This is a genomic window from Candidatus Poribacteria bacterium (assembly GCA_026702755.1).
GTDB lineage: Bacteria > Poribacteria > WGA-4E > WGA-4E > WGA-3G > WGA-3G.
Map to the genome: position 1 here is coordinate 1 of JAPPBX010000016.1, position 24,972 is coordinate 24,972.

At 46.8% G+C, this 24,972-nt stretch carries 20 protein-coding genes; 12 read left to right on the forward strand and 8 right to left on the reverse strand.

All coding sequences use genetic code 11. The features are described from left to right. Window positions 1-365 precede the first annotated feature (365 nt). From OXH39_02720 to OXH39_02740, 5 genes are all read left to right on the forward strand, one after another. On the forward strand, window positions 366-1,145 hold the full coding sequence (locus tag OXH39_02720) for a HEPN domain-containing protein (protein ID MCY3549346.1): 780 nt from the start codon (window positions 366-368) through the stop codon (window positions 1,143-1,145). Window positions 1,146-1,243: 98 nt separating this feature from the next. Next, window positions 1,244-1,657, forward strand: coding sequence for a hypothetical protein (locus OXH39_02725; protein MCY3549347.1), 414 nt, complete (start codon window positions 1,244-1,246; stop codon window positions 1,655-1,657). A 59-nt stretch (window positions 1,658-1,716) separates the two neighbouring features. Further along, entirely contained in the window at window positions 1,717-2,436 is a 720-nt protein-coding gene (locus tag OXH39_02730; GenBank protein ID MCY3549348.1) for a hypothetical protein, read from the forward strand. Next, window positions 2,430-2,858 (forward strand): membrane protein insertion efficiency factor YidD, encoded by a 429-nt coding sequence (gene yidD / locus OXH39_02735; protein ID MCY3549349.1) that lies wholly within the window; start codon window positions 2,430-2,432, stop codon window positions 2,856-2,858. The genes OXH39_02730 and yidD overlap by 7 nt, the downstream gene beginning before the upstream one ends. 142 nt (window positions 2,859-3,000) lie before the next feature. Then, window positions 3,001-3,927 carry a tetratricopeptide repeat protein gene (locus OXH39_02740; GenBank protein ID MCY3549350.1) on the forward strand — a complete coding sequence of 309 codons (927 nt, stop codon included), beginning with the start codon at window positions 3,001-3,003 and terminating at the stop codon, window positions 3,925-3,927. A gap of 19 nt (window positions 3,928-3,946) precedes the next feature. Here OXH39_02740 and OXH39_02745 read toward each other — a convergent pair whose 3' ends face one another. Together OXH39_02745 and OXH39_02750 are read right to left on the reverse strand one after the other, a co-directional pair. Next, on the reverse strand, window positions 3,947-5,236 hold the full coding sequence (locus OXH39_02745; protein MCY3549351.1) for a putative glycoside hydrolase: 1,290 nt from the start codon (window positions 5,234-5,236) through the stop codon (window positions 3,947-3,949). 104 nt (window positions 5,237-5,340) lie between these two features. After that, the gene (locus tag OXH39_02750; protein ID MCY3549352.1) at window positions 5,341-6,123 is read right to left on the reverse strand and encodes a LamG domain-containing protein; all 783 of its coding nucleotides are present in this window, start codon (window positions 6,121-6,123) and stop codon (window positions 5,341-5,343) included. A 170-nt stretch (window positions 6,124-6,293) separates the two neighbouring features. On the opposite strand from OXH39_02750, the gene OXH39_02755 reads away from it, so the two are divergent. The 3 genes from OXH39_02755 to OXH39_02765 all read left to right on the forward strand — a co-directional run bounded on the left by OXH39_02755 (window position 6,294) and on the right by OXH39_02765 (window position 11,891). Continuing rightward, on the forward strand, window positions 6,294-8,345 hold the full coding sequence (locus OXH39_02755; GenBank protein ID MCY3549353.1) for an alpha-galactosidase: 2,052 nt from the start codon (window positions 6,294-6,296) through the stop codon (window positions 8,343-8,345). Between the two features lie 111 nt (window positions 8,346-8,456). Continuing rightward, window positions 8,457-9,224, forward strand: coding sequence for a LamG domain-containing protein (locus tag OXH39_02760; GenBank protein MCY3549354.1), 768 nt, complete (start codon window positions 8,457-8,459; stop codon window positions 9,222-9,224). Between the two features lie 516 nt (window positions 9,225-9,740). Beyond that, complete coding sequence (locus OXH39_02765; GenBank protein ID MCY3549355.1) at window positions 9,741-11,891, forward strand: hypothetical protein; 2,151 nt, start codon at window positions 9,741-9,743, stop codon at window positions 11,889-11,891. Window positions 11,892-11,996: 105 nt separating this feature from the next. Here the strand turns inward: OXH39_02765 and OXH39_02770 are convergent, their stop codons facing one another. From OXH39_02770 to OXH39_02790, 5 genes are all read right to left on the reverse strand, one after another. Continuing rightward, entirely contained in the window at window positions 11,997-13,037 is a 1,041-nt protein-coding gene (locus tag OXH39_02770) for a hypothetical protein (protein MCY3549356.1), read from the reverse strand. Between the two features lie 145 nt (window positions 13,038-13,182). Beyond that, a complete protein-coding gene (locus OXH39_02775) occupies window positions 13,183-15,423 on the reverse strand; it encodes a DUF5916 domain-containing protein (protein ID MCY3549357.1) in 2,241 nt (746 codons plus the stop codon). Window positions 15,424-15,496: 73 nt separating this feature from the next. Further along, complete coding sequence (locus OXH39_02780) at window positions 15,497-16,063, reverse strand: CmcI family methyltransferase (protein ID MCY3549358.1); 567 nt, start codon at window positions 16,061-16,063, stop codon at window positions 15,497-15,499. Next, window positions 16,063-17,244, reverse strand: coding sequence for a DUF3500 domain-containing protein (locus tag OXH39_02785; protein ID MCY3549359.1), 1,182 nt, complete (start codon window positions 17,242-17,244; stop codon window positions 16,063-16,065). Before OXH39_02785 ends, OXH39_02780 begins: the two co-directional genes overlap by 1 nt. Before the next feature lie 112 nt (window positions 17,245-17,356). Next, complete coding sequence (locus OXH39_02790; GenBank protein ID MCY3549360.1) at window positions 17,357-17,959, reverse strand: chorismate pyruvate-lyase family protein; 603 nt, start codon at window positions 17,957-17,959, stop codon at window positions 17,357-17,359. 190 nt (window positions 17,960-18,149) lie between these two features. Between OXH39_02790 and OXH39_02795 the strand changes: the two genes are divergently transcribed. Further along, window positions 18,150-19,064 carry a tetratricopeptide repeat protein gene (locus OXH39_02795; GenBank protein ID MCY3549361.1) on the forward strand — a complete coding sequence of 305 codons (915 nt, stop codon included), beginning with the start codon at window positions 18,150-18,152 and terminating at the stop codon, window positions 19,062-19,064. A gap of 10 nt (window positions 19,065-19,074) precedes the next feature. On the opposite strand, the gene OXH39_02800 is transcribed toward OXH39_02795, so the two are convergent. Then, on the reverse strand, window positions 19,075-20,970 hold the full coding sequence (locus tag OXH39_02800; protein ID MCY3549362.1) for a TRAP transporter fused permease subunit: 1,896 nt from the start codon (window positions 20,968-20,970) through the stop codon (window positions 19,075-19,077). A gap of 247 nt (window positions 20,971-21,217) precedes the next feature. Here OXH39_02800 and OXH39_02805 point away from each other — a divergent pair, with 247 nt between their 5' ends. From OXH39_02805 to OXH39_02815, 3 genes are all read left to right on the forward strand, one after another. After that, complete coding sequence (locus tag OXH39_02805; protein ID MCY3549363.1) at window positions 21,218-22,894, forward strand: tetratricopeptide repeat protein; 1,677 nt, start codon at window positions 21,218-21,220, stop codon at window positions 22,892-22,894. Between the two features lie 73 nt (window positions 22,895-22,967). Next, window positions 22,968-24,020, forward strand: a complete 1,053-nt coding sequence (locus OXH39_02810; protein ID MCY3549364.1) for a Gfo/Idh/MocA family oxidoreductase — start codon at window positions 22,968-22,970, stop codon at window positions 24,018-24,020. Between the two features lie 265 nt (window positions 24,021-24,285). Beyond that, on the forward strand, window positions 24,286-24,957 hold the full coding sequence (locus OXH39_02815) for a metal-dependent transcriptional regulator (protein MCY3549365.1): 672 nt from the start codon (window positions 24,286-24,288) through the stop codon (window positions 24,955-24,957). Window positions 24,958-24,972 lie beyond the last annotated feature (15 nt).

Below are 24,972 nucleotides of genomic sequence, written 5' to 3' on the forward strand. Positions count from 1 at the left end.
GTATCACCAGAAACGCCCGCATTCGGCGTTAGGGTATTTGACACCTCTCGAATTTGAGCAAAAAAACTTGTCTTAACTTTACGGAATTGCGGCCCTAATTAGCGTTGGCACTACATGTCGTCGGCGTTTTCGGAGTTGATCTTGAGGATTTTGATAGAGGTTTTAGCATCGGGTTGAATTTTCATTGAAGGTATCCCAAGAGTTCCGATGGTAAGTACTGTCTGTCCGCTGGCGAGGTTTCCTTGGGAAACACCCTATCAAAAACACCTCGCCAATCATGTTCTACCATAAATAGCCTTGATTCAAGAACAGAATTTGATAATCGCTATGAAGTATGTTATACTTCAATTAAAAGGACGGATCGTATGGTTACCCGACAGGAAATCCAGGCGACATGTGATGATATCGTGCGCGAATTCGCGCCGCTACAAGTTATCCTCTTTGGTTCTTATGCGTATGGCACTCCGACAGAGGATTCGGATGTAGATCTGCTTGTTGTGATGGATATTCCGAAGTCGGAGTTTCTCAACAAAGCTATAGAGATCCGGCAACGTATTTCATACTCATTCGGTATGGACCTGTTAGTCCGTTCACCGGAAGAGATTGCGTATCGGGTCTCGTATAACGATTGGTTTCTTCGTGAAATTACTGAAAAAGGGGAGTTGCTCCATGGATCCGATGCGGACTGCAATGTTAAAAACCTACAAGGTCCTGATTACAGAACAGGTCTTCTCAAAAAGAGAGAGGACGACATGAACCCATTGACGCTGGAATGGATAGAGAAAGCTGAAGGTGATTATAGAGCAGCAAAGTGGCTTCAGCAAGCCCCGGATCCCGTGCATGACTCTATCTGCTTTCATGGACAACTGTGTATTGAAAAGCATCTCAAAGCTTGGCTGCAAGAGGCAAATATTCCTGTTCAACGGGCGCATAACCTTGAAGAATTGCTGGCGTTGATTATACCTACCCTGCCTGTTTCGTCCGATTGGCGGCCTGACTTTAAGAGAATAACAGGGTATGCAGTGGATCCCCGCTATCCCGGGGATTCAAGAACAGCTGAAGATACAGAGCATGCGATGCGCATCTGCGATGAAGTGCGTCAAGCAGTTCGCACGCAGCTAAAACTCGCGATGCCTGTGAATTGATATTGAAGACAAAACTGTTCCTGTTATAAAAAGAAATTAAACTTTTGTTGTAAGTGAAGGACAATTCAAACTCGTAATTCTGTTAAGGAGAAATACAGGTGAAAATAAAATCAACATTTCATGTTTTCGTGTTTTTGATGGCAGTACTGACCCTTAGTATGCCCTTTATCGCTCTCGCGCAAGAAGATCAATGGGAACTTGAAGCCAGAGTCTCTGCTAAACAGGATGCTGAAGCAAATACCAATCAAGTTTTGTGGATCGGTGGTAACTTTCTTTTGGGTTTGGCTGGTGGATGTGTGCTGGGTTCGGTTGGACTCCTGGGTGCTCATCTCTATGAACCTCCTGTTCCTGCCTCACGGCTCGTCGGAAAATCACCTGAGTACATCTCAACTTATGCAGATGCCTATAAAGCAAAAGCCCGAGATCTTCAGATAAGGTCTGCATTTATAGGATGTCTGGGAGGATCTGTCGTATCAGGCTGCGTGTTGGCTTCTTATCTTAATGACCAATAGTGAAACAGGTATGGTGATAAGTGCCAGAAGTTTATCACCACGCCATTCCTAAAAAATAGATGTTTAAAAACCTCCAATTCTCCATAACGCTTTTGTTCACGCTTCTTTTTGTCAGTGTGCTCTACGCTGCTCCGTTAAAGACGCTCTCCTTAGACTTTACGCGTGCGTTAACCGAGAACAACAAAACGGAGCACATTGCAGGCATACTCCACTACGATGTAAAGGCAGCGAGAGTTGTTGTTGAAGTCACCCAACCGCTCAAACAGATAATGGTTGTAAAGGAGAAGACGTTGGAAATCTATTATCCTATAGAAAAACAGGCGTTCCGTTTTATTTCCAAAGGACGCATTCCGCTTCCGTTTGTTGAATCTATCATCCAATCCACGCAAGCAGAATATGGGTTGACAGCGATCGGGTATTCTTTGGAAAAGCACGATATTGTAGATAAGGTGCTCTATACCTATTGGGCACCGCCTGAAAAAGCGAAAGAGAAACTCGGCACCGTCATCCTCGGCATGCGGGATGACCGACTTATCTCTGCCGAGGTCAAAAACCCAAAGGGGTATGTCATCGCCAGATCACACTATCAGGATCACAGCAGAATCGGCATTAACTATATTCCGATGAAGGTCACCTCGAGCGCGTATGGACCGAAATCTGAAGTGCTTCAGTCTGAACATATCCTTTATAGCAACCCACAAGTAAACGTGAATTCGCCGAATCCGATGCTAAATTTCAGAATCCCTGAATCCGTGGAGGTTAAAGAGATCAAATGGTAAATCGTCTCATTCTTTTCTGTGTGTCTTGTTTATCCGCCATTATTTTCGTTTTCCCAGCGTTTTCGGGTGAAGCCGCCGATCTTGCATTCATCCGAAAGGTCAACCCAATTGTGAAATCGAAACCGCAGGAGATTGTCCGTTTTAATCCACAGGAAACCTCGGAATTGAAGTTAGTCGCGACGGGACTGATTCGTTTCTATCAGAAATTCATCTCCAGTCAAGACGTACCGGCATGTGGTTTCCACCCGTCCTGTTCGCGTTTCGGCATGGCGTGTATACAGAAATACGGTATGGTGCGCGGTTTGCTGCTGACTGCTGATAGATTAATCCGGTGCAACGGGTCGCAATGGCAGCATTACCACAAAGATAGCGTAACGGGTAAATACATTGACCCTGTTTTGGACTATGCAACCGTGAAATAGTTCAGCCTTAGTAAAGGAAGTTGGGTTTCACTTTATTCAACCTGGGGAAATACACAGAAATACGCGGAAACACGCAGAGACACCCAAGCAAAGACCCCAAGCAATACGCAGAAATACCCAAGCAAAAACACCTACGGACTTTATGAACACTACGCAAATATACAGATTCCTGCTCATACTTTTCCTCACTGTTACGTTTCTCCCCTTCGCAGCCGCCGAAGAACCCATTGAATATTATACGTCCGAAAACGTCCGTAAATTCGCCGATTTTCTATATGAAGAAGGCGATTATCTCCGCGCAGCGGGTGAGTACCAGCGTTATCTTTTTTATAGTTCAGGTTCAAAGGCACGCTTAGAAAGCGAGCGTACCGGAGAAGGGACAGACAGCGATCAGATTCGCTATAAAATTGCTGTCTGTTATCGCTTTGCTGGTCAAACCGAACAAGCAATTCGGAGTTTTGAAACGCTTCTGAAAACGCACCCTGAAGGTCAATTTGCGAGCCGTGCCTACTATCAGATCGGTGCTACCTATTTTCTGACGGATCAGTTTGAGCAATCTGTGCAGTTTTTACGTGGCGCACTGCCACGCATAACGGATACACGACAACATGCCGAAGCCGAGCAACTTATTGGACTCTCTTATCTGATGCAGAAACAGTGGTCTGAAGCAGGCGAGGTTTTCAAGGTACTACAGGGATCAGATATGCTTATGGTTAGCGAAAAAGCGAAAGTATATCACAAGTATGCGGAGGCAGGGGCGCGTCTACCCACCCGAAGTCCTTTTTTGGCTGGCGTGCTCTCTACAATTCTCCCGGGAGCCGGGCGATTCTATACGGGTAGGATCGGCGATGCCCTCAACTCTTTGTTCGTTATTGGTATTACAGGGTGGCAGGCTTACGATGGTTTCCGTAGGGACGGTATATCATCGGTGAAGGGATGGACGATCGGCACGCTTAGTGGTATCTTCTATGTCGGCAACATCTACGGCTCGGTCATTTCAGCCCGCGTGTACAATCGCAACGTAGCGGACGAGTTCTTGGCGACACTGTCTGTAGAAATACCGTATTGATTGCGGAGCTCTACATATCCTACCTTCTTTTTTCTCTCAAGAGAATCTCGCCGTCAAAGTCTGCAATTTCATGATGCAGATGGCGATTGCCACTGTTGACCCCGACAGTGCTTTCACTGAAAGTGAGAGTTTGTTGAGAACCGCTACGGTTGTAGACCGCCCAACCGTTTTCAAAGGCGCGGACAAAGAGACCAGCGATGCCTTGATATTGGACCGCTTTTTCTTGGATAGGTTGCCCCATATCTACGTCCCAGAAGTCATACCAATTGTGGAGATGGTCAGGGACTGGTATAGCATTGTCATCGCCAAACAACACATAACCGTCAGAATGCGTTAAACTAAGCGCGGTAATCATACGCATCCACTGCTGGTTTTCTTCGCTATTTCGTTCTGCAACTCGTGTGTTGAGGTTTCCCATATAATCCGTTACCACGCGCCACCCCTCTAAGCAGTTGATTCGTGGTTCTCTCAGATGCTGTTCCGCCCACAGTAGCGTCTCTTCTATCTGCAGGATCTGATCAAGGCTATATCCTTTGGCGTATTCTCGCTTGTAACACTCCATAAAGATACCGTTTACGTACGGTGCTGATTTTGGGATTTGACGCGTATTCGCGTTGACGAGGATTAGGAAATCGTCATCTACCTGCGCTCGTATTTTGTGCAAGATAGACAATCGCGCTTCTAATTCAGCTTCCGGCGTGAGAATGGTGTCTGACCAGTCATCAACACCGATTGAACTGGTCGCACCATCCTCGTTCCACCAATCCAGCATGATGCCATCAAAGAGACCAGACGCGTTCAATGCCATTGCTTGATTAGCTATCAGATTCTGCACTTCTGGATTCGTGAAATCTATGAGGTAGCTAAGGACTGTATCGTTTTCGTCAATCTTTCCATCCCCGTTGGTATCCTCACCCCAACCGATAACCGGTTCACCGTTCTTGTCCCTGAGCCAGTAAGGTGAGTCCGGCGGGTAGAAGCCAACCTCCCACCAATTTTCCACGTGCGCTTCATTTTCCCGCGAGAGATATTTCCCATCTCTACATCGGATTTCAACAAGCATTAAAAGATGAGGATTTAAGGATAGAAGTTCCACTTTTCTTTGACCAGCAACATTGAGTTGGTTCGGATTCAAATCTGTTGCTATACCTTGATAAGGCTGCTGTTCTGATATATTCCAAGGAATTCTTAACAACGAATACGGGTCGTGGAAAATGAGATCGTGTCGGGCAAGACGATGGAGTTCGCCTTCATTAGGTCTATTTTCGATGTCGTTCCATGCCTGAAAGATTGAAGGATAATTTCTCATATATTTTTTCGCTTGAGGGTGCTTTTCTGCGTCCCCGGTATTTGACGCTATTGTTCCAAGAACGAAGAAAAGCATCAGACATTTGGCATTAAAAGTTTTCATCGCTATTGTGGAAGATTTGACTTCAGTTTTCCCCATGTTGTTGCTAACTTATCTTGTGGTTTTACTGCCAACACACCTTCAATGCCTTTGTTCATCAATTCCTGAATCTCTTGCTCGGAGCGCGCAATGTTTGAAATCCTGACCTCATCCATTCGTCCCTCTAAGAAAGGACCGGCACCGCGTCCGAGCCACAAAACATCGTCGTTCGGAGTGATATTACCGCCGATATTGCCTTCGCCGTCTAAGACCCCGTTGATGTAAATCTTGGCATCGCCGGACTTGGCATCGTAGGTTCCAGCGATATGCGTCCATTTCTTCAGTGGCATATCCGTTTTACCGGCAGCGACTGCAGCTCCCCAGGCATGCTTATCCGTAGTCATCCGGATTAGTACCTTCTTATCGCTCCGAGGTCCCACTTTGTAGGTTGTCTCTTTCGTGGCACCTGTGCCGCCAGCGGTTGACCATGCCTCAAGATAGAGCCACATTTCGACAGTGAGACCCTCAACCAGATCTAAACTGTCGCTATCGGGAATTTCTACAAAATCTCTGGGGCCATTTCCTCCAAAAACCAATCCACCACCGGGATTTCCCTCTCCCCATTTCGGACCCATGAGTTCACCATCGTTCTTATGTTCAGAGAGGTCTTTGACGACCTTCCCTGCGCCTGACTCAAAGGTATAGAGGAGGACGGTATGTTCATCTTGTGCAAAACCGGGTAGACTTCCGACAAATATTAGCAGGGAAGCGAATGTTAGCCAGCATAGGGTGTTTACAGCGTTTCGCATGGTAAATCGTTCCTTCTTAAGTATGGTTTGTCATTTTAGCATGGATTGATTCAATCCGCAATTTTAAAATGGGCATGCCGTATTAACAGGATTGTTCTTGCATTATTTTTTTTAAGCGTTATACTGACTTTCAGAGAGCACATCACATTTTAATCGAATAGGGACTCAACATGCAGTACACATCACAACAAAATGATTGGTTGGTTCAGCCTTTTCGTCAACCCGCTTCGGTGGAGGAAAAGGACAATCGGCTTATTCTTGATAACGGACTCATCCGGCGAACGTTCGTCACCTCACCTAATTTCGCGACAGTTGATTATACTAATCAGATTACTGATAGTGGTCTTCTTCGTGGCATCAAACCGGAGGCGGTGCTTACGATTGACGGACACCAATTTGAGGTCGGTGGCTTGAAAGGACAGCCCGACTACGCCTATCTTGATTCGGATTGGATTGTGGACTTGACCAGTGACGAGAACGCATTTCAATTTCACGAGTATCGAGTCGGTGAAACTGAAATCCGCTATCCGTGGGTCCGCAGGCGTTCTTCGACATCATCAGTATATCCACCGGAAGGTGTGACACTAACGGTTGCGTTTTCACCGCCGCCATCCGTTGACTCCCTTCGGGTTTATGTGCACTATGAACTCTACCAAGGCATTCCGGTCCTGTCCAAGTGGATCACTGTTCGCAATGAGGGTCAAAAACCTATTCTATTGGATGCCTTAAGCTGTGAAATCCTTGCGATCAACGAGCAGGAGAAGCATCGGCTACAGGTCGAAAGCGATTACGCCTTCAGTGGAATGGAAACGACACAGTGGGGTCCAGATGCGGATTACAAGACGCAAGTCGATTATCACTATCAGATGCCACTGTTGATGAGAAGTTTCTATCCACTCGGTCCGGGAGTATCCCTTCAACCGGGAGAGACTTTCAGGAGTTTTCGCACCTTCGAGATTCTGCATGACAGTGATGCTCGTGAACGAAAAGGACTTGCGCGTCGTAAAATGTATCGCACGGTCGCGCCACAGGTCACCGAGAATCCTATCCTCATGCACGTTCGGAGTGCTGAACCGGACGCGGTCCGTTTGGCAATCGATCAGTGCGCCGAAGTCGGATTTGAAATGGTGATTATGACCTTTGGGAGCGGCTTCAATATCGAGAGCGAAGACCCGGAATACATCGCCACGATGAAGGAATTGACCGATTATGCCCATCGTAAAGGTATTCAAATCGGTGGCTATACGTTGATGTGTGCCTCGCGGGGTGTGGGCGAAGACTTCAACTGTATTGACCCAGACACTGGACAACCTGGAAGTCGGTTTGGACAGAGTGCTTGTCTGGCGAGCCGCTGGGCAGACGGTTATTTCCAGCGGGTGCTGAATTTCATGGATGCAACTGGGATGGATATCATTGAGACTGATGGTCCTTATCATGGTGATGTCTGTGCATCAACGACGCATGAATACCATAACGGGTTGGCGGATTCGCAGTTGCGCCAGTGGGAAGCGTGCGTTCATTTTTACCACGCATGCCGAGCACGCGGTATCTATATCAATTCGCCAGATCAGTATTACCTCAACGGTTCAAACAAATGTGGTATGGGCTATCGCGAAACAAATTTCAGCTTGCCCCGCGAGCGGCAAATTCTAATCGCTCGGCAGAATATCTACGATGGAACTTATGAAAAGACACCGAGTATGGGCTGGATGTTCGTTCCGCTGGTGGAGTATCACGGTGGTGGGCAAGCCGCAACGTTTGAGCCGCTTTGTGACCACCTTGATGACTACGAATCACATTTAGCGCAAAACTTCGGCAGCGGTGTAATTGCGTGCTATCGCGGTCCCCGGCTTTTTGATACGGAACAGACGAAAGCAGTTGTTAAGAAATGGGTTGACTTCTACAAAAGGTATCGCCCAATATTGGATTCTGACTTGATTCACGTGCGCCGTCCAGATGGGCGTTCTATTGATTGTGTGCTCCATGCCAACGCGCAAATCAGTCCGTGTGGACTCGTGATGCTCTATAACCCTACACGGACGAGACAACAGATGACTTTGAGGTTGCCGCTCTATTATACTGGATTGTCTGAAATTGCCAAGATTCGTGCAGGAGAAGGTGAACCTAAAAGGTACAAAATCGACCGGAATTACAATGTTGAGATTCCTATTAAGATGGAAGCCAAGAGCGTTAACTATCTCGTTATTGAACCTGAAGTTTGAACGCTCCCTAATTTTTCGATGTCAGCGGATTTCTGACATGTTGGGTGCCTGAGTTAATGAAACAGATTTCCTCACGTATGTTGAACCGTTCATTCATAAATGGAGGTAAAAATGAGAGTAATCCAATTAGCAAAAGCGATTTTAGTATCCGGAACGCTGATCTGCATCAGTTTCATGATCTCAGATCTAAGTTCTGCCAAGCTCGATCCGGACGCAGCTTTGGGAATATGGTTTTTTGATGAAGGTAAAGGTGGCGTGGCAAAAGATTCTGCCGAAAATGGGAATGACGGAGAGATTGTTGGTGCTAAATGGGACACTGGCCAGTACGGTGAAGCTCTACAGTTTGAGGGTGGAGCACATGTTGCTGTCGGTGATTTTTCTGATTATGAGGATGAAGTGTCAATCGTTGCTTTGATTAAAACGCCTGCAGCCCCAGCATGGTCTGACATCATTGTAGGTCCCTGCAGCGACGTTATCTTGACATTGCAGAACCACAAATTAAATTTCGCTGGACAGTGTGGACAACCAATTCCGCATAACACATGGTCGACAACCTTATTGAACGATGATAAGTGGCATTACATCGCAGGGACTTATGACGGTAAAAAAGTGAATGTCTATGTCGATGGTGAATTAGAAGCATCTAATGCTGCCGCAGGTCCATTTGTAGCGGGACCGAAGTATATTGGCTCCAGAGACGACAAACAGGAGGCTTTCACAGGTCTCATTGATGAGATCGCATTTTTCAATGCCGCGCTCTCAGAGAATGATGTAAAAGCGATTTCCGACAGTGGATTATCTATCGCACTCGGTTTTGCAGCGGTTTCTCCGCAAGCGAAACTTGCCACGACTTGGGCGAAATTGAAAACAGAACCCTAATTCGCTAAAGGTATCAACTGCGCTATTACACCTGAGTTCCGCTTTGCTTTAGTGAATCAACGCCGAATTATCCGAATGAAACCCAACGCTTCATTGCACCCCAGCTGGTGAAAGCGTTGGGTTTCACTGTAACGTTTCACATAGCAACTTGCGAAAAAAATACCGTTTTTTTAATACTGGTATGTCTTGTATTTCCCCATTCAACCCAACCTATAAGAATCTGGTTCTTATGTATCGGACTCATCTTATAGTAAAGCCCACAATTACTTGGACATTGAGGGAGGCGAGGATACAATCCTCGCCAGCGGCAGTGAGGATTTCTTTCACTAACCGCCTATTCACCTATTTTCGGGCTTTACTATAAATAAATTTTGAAGTTTCATGAAACGCACCCTTGTAGAAGAAGCCCGCGTTGCGGAAGGGCTGCTATTTTTTTCTGAACAAATCCAGTCGTTATCTGCCTAATCTAACAGAGGAAGACGTACCAAAAACTTCTAACCGTTAGTGAGGAAATCCATGAAACAGAAAAACTTTATCGTAGCACTTTTCGCTTGCATGCTAATGCTTTCAACCATAGTTGTACTAAATACTTGGACACAGAGTAAACTGTCGGTAGACGAGAAACGGTTCGACTTCGACCAGAATGATGTGCTCAGCGAAGCTGAACAGCAGCTCATGTTTAGGGTGATGCGGCTTGAAGCTGCCAGAGGAAACAAATTCAGTGAGAGCGAGATCCGTCAGATGCAAAGTGGAGAACGAGATAGATCTCGTAGAAGGGGAGGATTCGGTAGAGGACGTGGTTCCCGAGAACCTTCAGGACCTCGTCTTGATCCAGAGCAGGTCGCATTCAAAGATGGCGCAGCCACAATTCCGGACCGCGAGACCTTCAAAAAACTCTCATATCAGGGCACGGATGTCCGTATTGATACGCAACTGACCGGAATTGAATTTGTAAAGTTTCAGATTGAGAGGACACATACAGAAAATCCGCAGCTTTATTTCATGAACACGGTGACCCATCGCTCCCATGGCAGCTTCATGGGGGCTGCGGGTTTGGGACGCGGGCAAGGACAGATGCGCGGTGTGCTGAGTTATCGTCCACTTTTCACTTCTCCGAATGGTGAACCCGGTGTTTATACCTTTGAATTTAATCCAAACGATGCCTTCCCGTTTGAGGAAATTAAGCTTGCTCACGATCTGCTCGTTGCTAAAATGCCGATACTGAAAAATCGCCTCGGCTATTGTCCGTTATGGGGAGCCATCGGTATTTATAATCGTGAAAAAGCACTCTATGACGCAGCGGAATTCCCTGTCTATTTTGAAGATGACCTTTACGCCAACATCGGCTACCTTCCGCTGAATCAGGCAGCGTCATTCGGTCGGCTACGTGTATTGGCGGTGGATGAACGTCCTACAGTTCGGGATATTGTCATCTGCAAAACGTTGCCAAACGAGATGCCGCGTGTCGCTGGGGTTATCACGGGTGTCCAGCAGACGCCGCTTTCGCATGTTAACCTTCGTGCTATTCAGGACAAAGTTCCGAACGCCTTCATCGCTGAGGCATGGAAAAGCGCAAGGATTGCACCACTCATTGGCAAGTACGTCTACTATAAAGTGAACGCAGACGGTTTTGAAATTCGGGAGGCAACACTCAAGGAAGTGGATAGCCATTTTGCCGATTTACGTCCCCCGAAAGCGCAGAAACCGGAGCGCAACCTCTCTCTTAGGGAGATTCTACCGCTTGATAATATCCGCTTCACAGATTCATCTGGCTTTGGTGTCAAGACCGCTAACGTAGCAACACTCCGCACATTTGGATTTCCAGAAGTCACGGTGCCGAACGGATTTGGTGTTCCCTTCTACTTCTATGACGAATTCATGAAGCACAACGGTTTCTATGAGGAGCTTGAGAGTTTGCTCAAAGATCCAACGTTTCAAAGTGGACAAGACACAAAAGTCGCAGAGTTGAAGAAGTTGCGGGCAGAGATTAGGAAGGGCGAAATGCCGGCGTGGATGATGGAGGCACTTTCGGAATTGCAAAGCGCATTTCCAGAAGGGACATCTCTCCGGTGCCGCTCCAGCACAAACAACGAAGACTTACCTGGTTTTAGCGGTGCAGGTTTATACGATTCCTTCACACATAACTCGGACGAAGGGCATCTATCAAAGTCGATTAAGCAAGTGTTTGCAAGCCTCTGGAACTTCCGGGCATTTGAGGCGCGTGATTTCTATCGGATCGACCATTTTACTACAACTATGGCGGTGCTTGTCCATCCTAATTTTGCAAACGAATTGGCGAATGGCGTTGCTGTAACCGATGATGTTGTCTATCAAACAATAGGGAATTACTATCTCAACACGCAGGTCGGTGAGGACCTCGTGACAAATCCTGAAGAGCAATCCGTTCCGGAAGAGATTTTATTGGATTGGTGGGACAGTAGTAACTATAGGGTTGTGAAAACTTCCAATCGCACAGTAGACAACGAACGCATTTTGACGGATGCCTACCTACGTGAACTGAGTCGTTATCTTGGTATGATACACAATAAGTTCAGTCAGCTCTATGGACCCGTTGGGCGGACGAAGGATTTCGCTATGGAGATTGAGTTCAAGATTACGAGCGACGGGAAACTCTCGATCAAACAAGCGAGACCATGGGGATATTAACGGCAAGGGCGCGATCTTCCAACCGCGCCCATTGTATGTCCGATTCGATAATCACAGCATCGAGTTTGGGAACCTCACCCTCGGTGCCAAGTGTGCATAGTAATGCTAATTCGTTTTCTTAATTTTTCCCCAGACCGTAAGAAATCTATTTAGGACTGTTACACTCAGACCGCTCGGAACGAATTGCTCAACAGTTGGAAGAATCGCGGGCCCCAATCCTTCTGCAACGCCTCCGACAGCATAGATTTTATTCGCAATAGTGCCAATGCCTAAGAAAACCCTCGCCGTTGGCATCTCGGGGGCTTCTGTCCATGTGTCATTATCAGGATCGTATATTTCAACGTTCGTTAGCCCGGGACCTTGCACAACAGATGTCCCTCCAACGGCGTAAATTTTTCCGTTCACAACGCCCACTGCCAAAGCGGTTCGGGGTGTTGGCATATCTGCTTTCTCTGTCCATGTATCCGTTGCAGGATCATATTCTTGAACCGTTTCGAGTACAGGACCTTGCACCGCAGGTGTCCCGCCGATGAGGTATATTTTTCCATCAATGCTTGTAGCAGCCATTCCTGAAACCGGTGTTGGCATATCTGCCTTTTTGCTCCATGTATCAGCTGCTGGATCATATTCTTCAACGGTCGGCAGTATAGGTCCAACATTTTGTGCGACACCCCCAATTGCGTAAATTTTACCGTCTACGGCAGTCGCGGTAAAAAAGGAGCGGGGTGTTGGCATATCCGCTTTTTGGGTCCATATATCGGTTGCTGGGTTATATTCTTCAACGCTTCCGAGGGCTGGAGCTTGCGCGCTCCACCCACCGATAGCGTAGATCTTCCCACCAACGACGCAAGTTACAACACCGGCACGTGCCGCTGGCAGAGGTGCCTTCTGAACCCATTTGTCCGCATCTGGGTCATAAGCATCAACAAAGTCAACGGGTTCAGCGAGCATTCCACCGATAGTGTAAAGTTGGTTGTCAACAGTGGATACGGCGAAAAACAGTCTCGGAATTGGCATGTCTGCTTTTTGATTCCAGTTTTCAGCTGTAGCATTATGTATCAAATAGAAAGTGAGTGAGATAGCCAATAGCCATCCCCAATTAAAAAACAAAGATCCGTTTGATTTTATTTTAAATTTTCTTTTCATTGAAAATCTCCATATTATAGTAAAACCTACAATTAATTAGACATTATGGAAGGGCAAGGTTCCAAACCTCGCCAGCGATGGTAAAGTGTTTTGTGTTTTCCAAAGTGCCCTTTTATTTTTGGATTTTACTTTAGTTTGAAAGGTACTAAGGATGCCACCAGTACGTAAGTTTCCCGACAACCGTCCAACCGAGGCGTTTGATGCCACCATCACGGGTATCGTAACTCTGGTCGAAGACGAGGTAAAAATCGCTACCGGGACGATAGATGTAGTTCACCAGAAAATTGGCGGAGAGCACATCCGTATCCGTACTCCATTGTGTAAACAGCTTCGTGAAAAGTATTGTTGAGAAGGAGTAGCTGACACGTCCGCCGAAAGCGTTGGCATCGAATTCTTCACCGGGTAGCGTGATGCGGTTAAATTCGATGAACGGTTCTATACTAAGCTTGGCGTTGGGTCTAGCGGTTGCGTCTATTGAAAAGCCTCGTCTCGTACCGCTATAAAACTCACCGAATTCCACTTGCAATTGTCCAGAAATCATCCGACTGCTGCTGGTCCGACCTGATACCTGAAACGAAGTAAAATTGTAATCACCTTCTGGAATTTCCTCCCCTTGAAGATTGAACCCTACATCCAAATTTTCGGTTGTATTCTTGACTTCAAACCCGATGTCGTCTCCGGTTTCAAATTCAAATTGGGTCTCGAAGGTTATCTCCTGAGTTTCCAATTCGTTTGCTTGTGTCAGCACGAGATCGATTTCCGGTCCGATCTGAATTTCGCGGATGCCAAATTTGTCGGGCCAAGGTGTATAACTTCCTCCACCGCGAAAACGACGCACATCTCTCCGTTGAATATAACCGACTTCCGGATTGAAATCCTCGCCGATGTCTGTGTATGAGGTATCGAGTCGAAACAGATTCGTGCGCCAATCGCCCCCAATAAAGAAGGCGTTGCTGTTTCCAGAGACATCTGCTTCAAAGGTGCGAGACCATAATCCCTCAATATTAATCTCGCGCGTGGGACGGTAAGAAAAGTCAAGTCCTGCCGTACGGTTATATGCATCAGCGTCTTGCTTATTGATAAGGATCCCACCAACAGTTGACCCTGCTAAGATGTCTCGGTTCACTCGCACCACTGAGTAGTTCGTGCGCGGTTCACTAAACATGTCTTGTTCGGGAATGCCTATTTCTTCCTCTTCAAATGTGTTTGTCAACACGTTCAGGATTCCTATACCGTAGGGTCCGATTTTCCCTGTCATTTTTCCACCACCGAGAATCGGAATTGCGCGCCCTTCCGCAAGCCCAATCTGACGGCTATAAAAGAGCAATAGTGGAGGCGGTCGACGGAAACTTGGGCGTGGAATCCCGACATCGAAAATACTGGCACCTTCCAAGAAGAACGGGCGCTGTTCTGGGAAAAAGAGGTCGAAACGTGTGAGGTTCACCTGCTCCTGATCTGCTTCTACTTGTGCAAAATCGGTGTTAAAAGTTAAGTCAGCGGTTAGATTCGGGGTTACACCGTATTTAAGGTCCAAACCGGCATCAAATACTCCGTCAGTTTCCTCCATTGAGGATTCATAACTCGCGCCGGGTAAAACATAAGGGAGCAATTCCAGATGTCTTGAGGGCGAAATTCCCTCTAATCCTTCAAGCGTGCCGAAGTAGGCGGTTCGATATTTTGCCAGTCCACCATAAGTTTTGGGTGCTTCATTCCATGCTGCAATTTCTCGTTTTCGTGCGATTTCGCGCCCGAAATTTAATCCCCAATTCATCACGTCGCTTTGTTCAAAACGGAGTTGACTGAACGGAATTGCGATTTCCACTGTCCAATTGTCTTCATTGATTCTACAACGGCATTCCCAAACAATATCCCAACTTGTGTTGAGACTCCCGCCACTGTTGGAGACCGCTGTGTCTTCCATCCCACCCACTGGGGTGAATCGAAAGAAAACGGCGTTCCGTCGGTCATTGTAAGTGTCCAGCAGCAGAAAACCGTAATCGTTGGAACGCAAGCCGGAGGAGTCCCGGCGCATGTCGTTCGCGACAATCTTGTCCATCTCATCAAAAAAAACGAATCCAAAGTACAACTTTTTGTCATCGTAAAGAATGCGTATTTCGGACTGTTCTGTGGCGGGATCGCCTTGGTCAGGTTGGATCTGGTATAGCTGCCGGATCGGTTCTACACTTTGCCAAACGGATTCGTCAAGCACCCCATCCACTTTGATTTCCTCAGAAGTCCGGTGGGCTGACATGCGCGGTAGCTCGCGTTCGGTCTGCGCATCGACTCTGATGGAAACGGATAGAATACACACCCACAATAGTGTTAAAATTCCTACCTTTCTCCAACATTGTTGAAATTCAAAATCAGTGATAAAGTGTGACATCATAGATAAATACCTCCCTTTTAGCAGCTTCCGTGAGGTGAGCCATAAACGCCGCCATCAGTTCATTCTTTTTCCATCAACGGCGATAGATGCTAACCTCCATGCCATCGCGCCTACCGGGTCGCCGCCGACTCTCAAACCAGTGTGTTTCGGAATCGTACTGTGAGCGAACATGTTCTAAGTAATCTGCCATCTGCTCTGCTCTACCGACGTTGTCAGCGACGAGCGTTGCTGGATTCGTTAGCCGGGATTCAATGGCTTGGAAACAGGAATAGTAGCCATCTTTGTTATTGTCAAGAAACAGAAAATCGACAGGTTCTTGGATGGTTTTGAGAACTTCTGCGGCATCTCCGATACGGGAATCCACAAGATCTGCCACACCTGCGCTTTCAAAATTTGCGCGTGCTCGCTGTGCGTTGGCATCCTCTATTTCCACTGTTATCAAACGTCCTGTGCCTAAAGTTTTCAGTACGCGTAATATCCACAGTCCAGAATAACCGATGGCAGTTCCGCATTCTACAATTAGGGAGGGTTTTGCCTCTTCAACACAACTCGCGAGTAGTTTTGCCTTGTCGGGTCCGAGCATCGGCACTCGTTCTGCGCGACACTGTTCTTCGACTTCTTCTAAAACTTGATCTAACATTATGGGATCTCCGTATTATCCGCGTCTTGCGGACCAGCGATGTGATAATCAAGCAATTCGAGCATTACTTTGTGATGATCGGCGGAAGCATAGTGTTCCAAGAGCGTTTTGGGACCGTGATTCAAAGCGAAAATACCGTAGTCATTTCCGTTAGGCGATCGGGTAATGGTATGGATATGGTCCAAACCACCACCTTCGTTATTGAATTCGATCCAGACAGCAGGATTAAAAACGCGGTAGTAAATCGGATCGTTAGAAGTCATACCACCGATCCAAACGAAATAGGTATCGTCAAGTCCGGCATTGATATCAGCCATCCAGAGGTCGGCAAACTCGGCTTCAAGATTATAGACATAGGTTTTGATGATATCCCGAAGTTTCTCTTTTTGGAGGTCATTCATCTCTGATGCCTTCAAACCTACTCCTACAAAATCGGAATAGTCGTAATTCAGAAAAGGGTCTGTCGTTCTGCCAGCACCCACTCGGAGTCCGCGACGACCTGTTTGAGTCACTTTCTCTCTTTGACTTACGTCAAGGCTATTAAGTAAGGCGAAGGCTTTGCCTCTTTCATCCCCAAGTACTTCAATACCGCTGATAACTGCCGGTCGAGTTCCAATGAGGTTAGGAACGATAGAAACGGCATCACCGTGCACTAAAAAGTTGAGTGCCAAATGATGTCCATCCAATTGGAAACCCCATGAACCGTCCGTCTCAGGATTTCCAAATAAGGCGATATGGTAAGGGTTTGATGCCCAGAAACCGGAATTGATATTGCTGAGATCTGTTTCAGCATCTTTTGTAATGAGAGAGATTTTGGTATAACCGTCGTCACTCAAGAATACGTTTAGAACTTCATAGAAGCGTGTCAATTGATCTATAGACAACTCACCGAAACGGATACCTCCGCGATCTTCATCCCTACCTGGCGGTAAATTAGTCCAAGAATAGGATTCCTTATGTCCGAGTGGATAAGATGCTGCGTCAAGGAGTTCGTCGCTCAACGATGCGCGGAAGTTCTTCATGACAGTAGCCAAATTTACAATTGACGGATTGGTAGAGATTTCGGCGATTCCGTCTGTCTTTTCTGCTTCAACGGTGGGCGCATCGAAAATGTTGAGTGTAAGTGCGGCTGTAATCGAGGCGGTGAGTACAATAAATGTGATTAAAATTTTGTGTAACATGAAGATCCCTTTGGGGGAATTGCCCCGCACATTATCGGTTGTCAGTTATTGGTTATCAGTCAAAGGCGAGTCTGTTCAATCAGAGGCAGCTTTAACTGAACATTGATAACCATCAAAGTGGAAACTTTTCATTAATCAACATGAGCGGGACTTCGTCCGCGAACACCCGATATGCCCGACTGATAAATGTCTTACCTTCGAGATGTTCAACAGCAGAGGGTAGATCGGTCAAGGTTTCTGTCCCACACCAGAGCAGTTCACGCCGAGTTTCTAAACCACTGCACCGTAAAAGTCCACCGAGTCCCTGTTTGTCGGATTCTAACCCGTCCAAAAGCGACTGTGGCAGACGTTGTGGTACAATTAGCGAGTCTGCATAGACATGAATTATCGGAGATGGTTCGTCCCGCGGGTGGGTTTGAAGAATGACTTGTCGTGAAATGATTTCTTCACCGGCGGGTAGTTGAAGCCAAGTGTGTTCGGTAGATAATGTCTGTTTTGTTTGTTGTAGCAGCACGACTTCTATTGGAACAAGTGTGTAACCTTCGATGAATCGTGTAACTGTTCCGTCTGTAACGAGCAAGCCGCGTTGGAAGGGTGTGAGACGTGCGAAGTTGATTTCTTTTATTTCTTTGGGTTTAGCATCTTGTGCAACAAATAATGCTTTCATACGCGTATTAATGAAATTGCCCGAATGCTCATTGAGGTTTATTTTCATACTCGAAATCTCTTTCTTTTGTGGTAGAAGCTCGTTGCTCAAAAATGACATGCAATTATTGAGGTTTGTTATGCAATTTAGACATATTAGTTTGATAAAGGTTCGTGAATATAAGACGGCTATAAGATTGACAAACGAATTATGAAGATGTATACTATGGATAAAGTTACATCTCAATGAGGTAAACGTTATGGTTCGTGATAATGTTTACGTTCAGAAAGCAATAGCCGGTGATGAGGCGTTCGGTGAATTGATCAAACGTCATCGTCTAAAGATTTATGAGGTTGTCATCACCCTTTTACTCTTCAGCAACTTCGCGGCAATCGCAGAAGAACACCCTTTATCTCTCAGTAGACATTTCGCCGCACAAGGCAATTACGATGCTGCCATCACCGAGTATAAACGTTTTCTCTTTTTCCACCCAGACGATGCACGTGTTGGCGAGGTATATTACAACATCGGGCTTGCCTATAGAGCACAGGAATTGTGGTCGGAAGCAATCACTGGTCTCCAGACGGCAATACATCTCGCCGCGAATAGCGAAGCGAAATCAGAATACCAACTGGAACTCGCTGTGACGTTGATCGCCGCGCAGGACTATGATCTTGCGCGGTTGGAATCGATTAAGGTCATGATGCGTTCCCCTTCCATAGGGCTGTATCGGCGTGCGCTTTTCTTGCAGGGTGTTGCCTGTATCTATCAGTTCAAATGGGAAGAGGCGCGCGAAGCACTGCAAACGTATACCACGGATGAAGGACTTCAGGCACTTTTTGACGATGCTCTTAATATGCCGCAGAAATCCGTCAGAGTCGCCAAAGTATTATCGCAGATTCTTCCTGGGATGGGGCAGATTTATGTAGGTAATTGGAGGGACGGGTTAAATGCGCTGGTGCTGAATGGCGCGCTCGGTTTTCTCACTGTTGATGCGGTGTTGGATGGTCATTATGTGGACGCAGCACTGTGGGGCACATTTATTTTCTGGCGTTACTATCAAGGTAACACTTTCCGTGCCGAGCAAGTGGTTGAGCAGTTCAACTTACGCGCGTCTCGTCAGATGGCAGATAGTCTCCTGCAGCGACTCCAAGAAATCATTGGCACGCCTTGAAAAGTGCTTCCTATACCTCTGAACGTTTTTGAAGGATATAGATGACTGCAACTATTACGATGGCGAGAATGAACGTCCAGATGTTGTAAATGTATGCAAGGAACGCCGCGAGCGCAAGCAGTATCCATTCATACCAGTGGGTTTTACGGACGAAGTAACCCATCGTGACCATTGAAAAAATAATCGTTCCGACAACAGCACTCGCCACAGACAACATGTATTCAACCGCTGTGCCATCTGTGAAGAGGATATGTGTATACGCAAATAGCAGCGGCATCACGTAAAGAAGTTTGGCGAATTTGAAACACGCCCACCCCGTTTTCCATGGATCGGCGCGAGCGATGGCGGCACCTGCGTAAGCACCCAATGCGACTGGAGGCGTGATGTTTGAATCTTGGCTCAGCCAGAAAATGATTAGGTGTGCTGCAATAACCGATAAACCCATCTCTGGAGTTGTCAGAACCGGCACAGCGAGTTCGGAAGTAATGAGATAGGCGGCGGTCACAGGAATTCCCATCCCTAAAACTAAGGAAGCAGCGGCGAGGAATAGTATTGCAATGGCCTTGTTATCGGCTGCGACAGATAGCACTAAATCTGGAAATATCCGTCCTAATCCTGTTAGGTCTATCACGGCGACAATGATGCCGATCGTGCCAACAGCACCGCCAATAGCGAGCGAATTCTTCGCGCCACTTACCATCGCTTCCCAGATACGTTTCGGTGTTAGTCGTGTCTCTGGACGGAAATAACTCACCCCGATTGTGACAAGAATCGCAAAGAACGCCGCTTTGTAAGCAGTATACCGGGCAATGAGCATCCCGATCAGGGTAAGCAGTGGCAGCAAGTAATACCAGCCGCTTTTAAGGAGCGGAATGAATTTCGGGATTTCTTCCTCAGATAGCCGTTCAAGTCCTTCCTTCTTCGCTTCAAAATGCACCATCACCCAGACGGATAAGAAATAGAGAATCGCTGGCATGATGGACAAAAGTGCGATTTTGCTGTATGGCAAGCCTGTTCGTTCCGCCATCAGGAAGGCACCTGCCCCCATCACGGGGGGTAGGAATTGTCCGCCTACGGAGGCGGAAGCCTCTACTGCTCCAGCGACGTGCGGACGGAAGCCGGTTCGTTTCATCAAGGGTATGGTGAACGTCCCAGTGGCGACTGTGTTTGCGATTGCGCTTCCGGCGACAGACCCGAAAAAGCCGGAAGTCATGACGGAAACTTTCGCCGCACCGCCTATTGAACGTCCCGCTAAGGACATCGGCAGATTGATAAAGAATTGCCCGACCCCAGATTTCTCCAAAAATGCCCCAAAAAAAATAAAGAGGATCACATAGGTCGCCATCACGTTTGCCATGATGCCGAAGACACCGGCTTGACTGAAGAAGCAGTATTCGATAATCCGTCGGATTGGAAAGCCTTTGTGGGCAATAACGTCCGGCATAGACCTGCCGAAAAGAGCATATAGGATACCAATTACGGCGATGATTGGGAGTGCCAAACCTACCGTCCGACGGCTCACTTCAAAACTAATTGCTATAGCGACTGCCCCTACGAAAATATCGAGTCGGTTGTAGTTGCCTGCCCGATTAACGAGATCTGGATACTCTACAATCCAGTAGCCGATTGTAAAAATGCTAAATCCGATCAGGAGCAGATCCAGTATGGATGGGCGGGAGGCGGGAGAGTTTTTACGACAGCGGTAAAACATACCGATGAGTGAGAAGGTTAGCAGAAGATAGAAACCGAGATGGTATTGTTCATTGGCACTACCGAACCCTGCGCTGTAGATATAAAAGATAACAAGCACAGCTGCGCCGAGTTCAAAAATCCATTTATATACTTTTTTCAGTTCAGTCCGCTGGGTGTCAATGCCAGTGATTTTTTTCGTTTCAGTTTGTTTCATCTTTCCTCCGCTAATAATTTTACATCAAATTGGGGCAGAAGGCAATAGTTTTCAGGTGAGTAAACGCTCTGTGTGGTGGGTGCGGTTTTCTATAAAGTCATTTTTAGTCTAATACGGTCGGTATGTCTATAATGCTTCCATTTTTTTTCAAAGAAACCAGAACGATCAGCAACTAACTTAACATTAGAAGGCAATCGGTAACGCCTAAACTTACAACTGGAATCCCAACTGTGGAAAGGAACAACTTATGAAACGTCCTACTAAATTTTTACTCAGTTTCTTTGTTTTGGGGCTTGCCCTTTCATGTGCGCGGACACCCGATCATCAAGTTGGTGAAAAGTTCTTAACACGCACATCAGAACTTGACTTGAAAAAATCTATTGAACTGCACCCTGTATACGCTATGCCGCGCGGGACTCCAGAAGGCCCCGGCCTACCCCTTGGTGTGGCTGAAGGTTTAGATACCAAAAAGGTAAAAGCGTCTACGGTCCGTGTGGCTTACGGAGAAGAGGATTCAACGATGATCGGTAGCGGCTTTTTCGTGGCAAATGACAAGATTGTTACTAACATTCATGGTCTTGCAGATGCTGATCTTGCGTCATTACACGTGAGGACCGATAATGCAAACTTTACAATTCGAGGTGTTACGGCGTTTGATACCCAAAATGATCTCGTCATTCTACAAATATCTGGCACTGGCGTACCGCTTGTCCTCGGCAATAGTGACGCAGTTAGCAGTGGTGAGACTGTTTTCGGTATAGGCTATCCTGCTGATAGGTTTAATATCATGGAGAACACTGTCCTTTCGGAGCGGCTTAACGGTGTGTGGCTTCGTGTAACACCGAACAGTCCGGGGGGTAACAGTGGCGGTCCTGTGCTGAATACCAAAGGCGAAGTCGTCGGTATTACTGTTGCTGGTAGCGGTGCTATCGGTTATGCCGTTGGGTCAAACGTACTCAAAGGACTACTTAACCGCTCAGGAACAGTTGAACCTTTGGCAAAATGGCAGAACAGAGGCTCAATACGCGCCTATCTCTATCTCTATCAGGCATCCAGCAAATTCTATACCGATGACTACGCTGGTGCGATAGAGGCAATTGATAAATTTGTTACGATAAACCCTACATTCACAGGAATAAGCATGAGATATGAGAATCGTGGATATGCCAAAGCCCATCTTGGTCGCTCTAAATTTGACAAAAATGCGCCGGAGGTAGCACAGCAATATTATCGTTCAGCGATTCAGGATCTTGATAAGGTCATCAGCATTACTCCCAAGAATACTCCCGCGTATTTCAAGCGCGGATATACGAGAACCCTCCTTGGTCACGCTGAATTTATCAAGGGGTACACAGAGGTAGCACAACAGTACTATCGGGCAGCGCTTGAAGACTTTGATAAAGCCATCGGTATCTACCCAAAGTTTCCCGCATACGCGGAGCGTGGAACGGTGAAGGTCGCCTTGGGCATCTCTGCAACCAACCAAGGACATACCACGGAGGCGAAGGAGCACTATTATGCAGCAATTGCAGACTTCGATAAGGCAATCAGTTTTGATCGGAATGATACTTATGCCTATATCGTCCGCGGGTATACAAGAATTTGCTTGGGTAACTATGAGTCAACTCAAGGGAATATGGAAGATGCGCGAAGCCTATACGAAGCAGCAATAACTGATTGTGATTCGGCTATCAAATTTGACGTAGAGAATCCTTATTACTACCACACGCGTGGTGTTGCGAAAGTTGCCCTTGGTGACTACAATGGCGCGATTGATGATTTCGATAAAACCGTTGATCTCAAGCCTGATTTTGCCAGAGCCCACTACAATCGCGCCATTGTGAAAGTGTTACTTGGGCAAAAAAGGGAAGCGAAGGCGGATTTTGAAAAGGCGAAGGAACTCGACTCAAATATAGAAAAATGATCTCCTATTTGCCAGCAAAGGTGAATTATGATAGAATGGCAGCACGTCAACTGACTCAAGGAGGAGACACGAAATGGCAATAGGATTGGGCGTTATTGGGATGAATCCCACGAATATGGGTTCAACTGCGACACTTTTGAAAGATGTACCAGATCTGAAATATGAACTCCGCGGCATCTGTGCAAAGCGGGCGGATGTCCTTGAGAACTATGCTAACCAAATTGGTGTGGACTTTTGGACGACAGATTATCGAGAATTGGTGCAGCGTGATGATATTTCTGTTGTCGCGATCTATTCCCCGGACCACTTGCATGCTGAACATTGCGTCGCTGCGATTGAGGCGGGGAAACATATCATCTGCACAAAACCGATGGTGACCAAGTTAGACGACGCACAACAATTGGTGGATCTGGTGCGCGAACACAAGGTCAAATTCCTTGTGGGGCAATCGATGCGGTTTGACCTCCAATTTTTGACGATGAAACAGTTCCTTGACGATGGCGATTTAGGCGAGATTATGTTAGCAGATGCCTATTATGTCCACGACATGCGCGAGGTCTACGATTTCACGCCGTGGCGACTCCATGAACCGCAAGATTTGATGTTCGGCGGTATTGTGCATCCTGTTGACTTATTGCGCTGTCTCCTCGGTGATGTAGATGAGGTGCACGCTTATGGGACGAAAGGCTTACTCACACCGGAATACCCTATAAAGAACAATTTTTTTCTCAACCTGAAGTTTAAGAGCGGACAGATCGCGAGAGCGATGGGACTTTACGATATCGTCCATCCTCCGATGCCGATGCAGCAGATCTCCGTTTTCGGAAGTAAAGGGACGGTAATTGGGGACTTTACGGACAACAAAGAGGGACACGTCAAGTTGATGCTCGATAAAATGGCCACCAGAGAACCTTTTGAAGTGATCTGTCCTCCTGAAATAGATACAAGCGTTTATGGACACGGACAGACGGTTATCCGATATATGCGCCATTTTCAGCAGTGTCTTGAGGAAGATTTGGAACCCTCGCCTAATGTGATTGACGGCGCGAAATCTATTGCTGTTGGTGTCGCGGCGTGGGAGTCTATTGAGACAGGACAGCCTGTGAAGGTATTCAACGAGTTTTAAGAATAACCCGTCTGGTAGTGGGCACCCACAAGGGGTGCCTCTACAATCATAATTCACAATAGTAGTGTATCGTAAAATCAACTATAAATTTTTCTTGACAATTTTCTTTGCATTGTATATAATTTAGGTATGCCTAAAATAATTTCTCAACACTTCTAACAATTCTGGCACATAGTGCCTAAAACTGGATGGGTGAAAAGCCCGTATATTTACCGCAGGGGAAACAGAGAGCGTTACCCGTTTCTCTTGCGGATTGGATGAGGCGATGCTTACACATGCAGCTGAGGATTATCTCAAGTCGATCTACAAGTTACAAGAGAAGGTTGGTAAGGTTTCGACGGGTATTTTAGCGGAATATCTCAATGTGAAACCTGCATCGGCGACTGGGATGATCAAAAAACTAAAGGCGATGCAATTAGTGAGTCATGAACGCTATCAAGGTGTGACGCTCACAGATGCCGGTAGAGCGATTGCGCTCGAAATTATCCGGCACCATCGTTTATTGGAACTTTATCTGTTCAAGGCACTCGGTGTGCCGTGGGATGGCGTTCATGACGAAGCCGAAAAGTTGGAACATGTCATTTCAGAAGACGTGGAAGCACGGATGGACGAGTTTCTTGGTTATCCAACAGCCGATCCACACGGTGCGCCGATCCCCGATAAAAACGGTGTTGTGATAAAGACAACACGTATTCCAATGACGGATTTACGTGAAGGACAATCTTGCGTTGTCGCTGAAGTGAGTGATACTGATTCTGCGTTGCTCCGACATTTGGGGAGTTTCAATCTTTACCCGGGCACGGCGTTCCGAGTTGTGGAGGTCGCTCCGTTTGAAGGTCCCTTTACAATTGACATTGCGGGACAACAGGTTGTCATTGGACGCGAAGTTGCGAAACATGTTTTTGTTGATAATGTGCAAGATCCAGATAATGTGTAGGCGCGCTGTGAAAGC

What these genes read in the sequence shown, in the direction of transcription:
- OXH39_02720 (MCY3549346.1), top strand. Translation starts at nt 366, where the DNA reads ATGGTTACCCGACAGGAAATCCAGGCGACATGTGATGATATCGTGCGC.
- OXH39_02730 (MCY3549348.1), top strand. Translation starts at nt 1,717, where the DNA reads ATGTTTAAAAACCTCCAATTCTCCATAACGCTTTTGTTCACGCTTCTT.
- yidD (MCY3549349.1), top strand. Translation starts at nt 2,430, where the DNA reads ATGGTAAATCGTCTCATTCTTTTCTGTGTGTCTTGTTTATCCGCCATT.
- OXH39_02740 (MCY3549350.1), top strand. Translation starts at nt 3,001, where the DNA reads ATGAACACTACGCAAATATACAGATTCCTGCTCATACTTTTCCTCACT.
- OXH39_02745 (MCY3549351.1), bottom strand. Translation starts at nt 5,236, where the DNA reads ATGAGAAATTATCCTTCAATCTTTCAGGCATGGAACGACATCGAAAAT.
- OXH39_02750 (MCY3549352.1), bottom strand. Translation starts at nt 6,123, where the DNA reads ATGCGAAACGCTGTAAACACCCTATGCTGGCTAACATTCGCTTCCCTG.
- OXH39_02755 (MCY3549353.1), top strand. Translation starts at nt 6,294, where the DNA reads ATGCAGTACACATCACAACAAAATGATTGGTTGGTTCAGCCTTTTCGT.
- OXH39_02760 (MCY3549354.1), top strand. Translation starts at nt 8,457, where the DNA reads ATGAGAGTAATCCAATTAGCAAAAGCGATTTTAGTATCCGGAACGCTG.
- OXH39_02765 (MCY3549355.1), top strand. Translation starts at nt 9,741, where the DNA reads ATGAAACAGAAAAACTTTATCGTAGCACTTTTCGCTTGCATGCTAATG.
- OXH39_02770 (MCY3549356.1), bottom strand. Translation starts at nt 13,037, where the DNA reads ATGAAAAGAAAATTTAAAATAAAATCAAACGGATCTTTGTTTTTTAAT.
- OXH39_02775 (MCY3549357.1), bottom strand. Translation starts at nt 15,423, where the DNA reads ATGATGTCACACTTTATCACTGATTTTGAATTTCAACAATGTTGGAGA.
- OXH39_02780 (MCY3549358.1), bottom strand. Translation starts at nt 16,063, where the DNA reads ATGTTAGATCAAGTTTTAGAAGAAGTCGAAGAACAGTGTCGCGCAGAA.
- OXH39_02785 (MCY3549359.1), bottom strand. Translation starts at nt 17,244, where the DNA reads ATGTTACACAAAATTTTAATCACATTTATTGTACTCACCGCCTCGATT.
- OXH39_02790 (MCY3549360.1), bottom strand. Translation starts at nt 17,959, where the DNA reads ATGAAAATAAACCTCAATGAGCATTCGGGCAATTTCATTAATACGCGT.
- OXH39_02795 (MCY3549361.1), top strand. Translation starts at nt 18,150, where the DNA reads ATGGTTCGTGATAATGTTTACGTTCAGAAAGCAATAGCCGGTGATGAG.
- OXH39_02800 (MCY3549362.1), bottom strand. Translation starts at nt 20,970, where the DNA reads ATGAAACAAACTGAAACGAAAAAAATCACTGGCATTGACACCCAGCGG.
- OXH39_02805 (MCY3549363.1), top strand. Translation starts at nt 21,218, where the DNA reads ATGAAACGTCCTACTAAATTTTTACTCAGTTTCTTTGTTTTGGGGCTT.
- OXH39_02810 (MCY3549364.1), top strand. Translation starts at nt 22,968, where the DNA reads ATGGCAATAGGATTGGGCGTTATTGGGATGAATCCCACGAATATGGGT.
- OXH39_02815 (MCY3549365.1), top strand. Translation starts at nt 24,286, where the DNA reads ATGCTTACACATGCAGCTGAGGATTATCTCAAGTCGATCTACAAGTTA.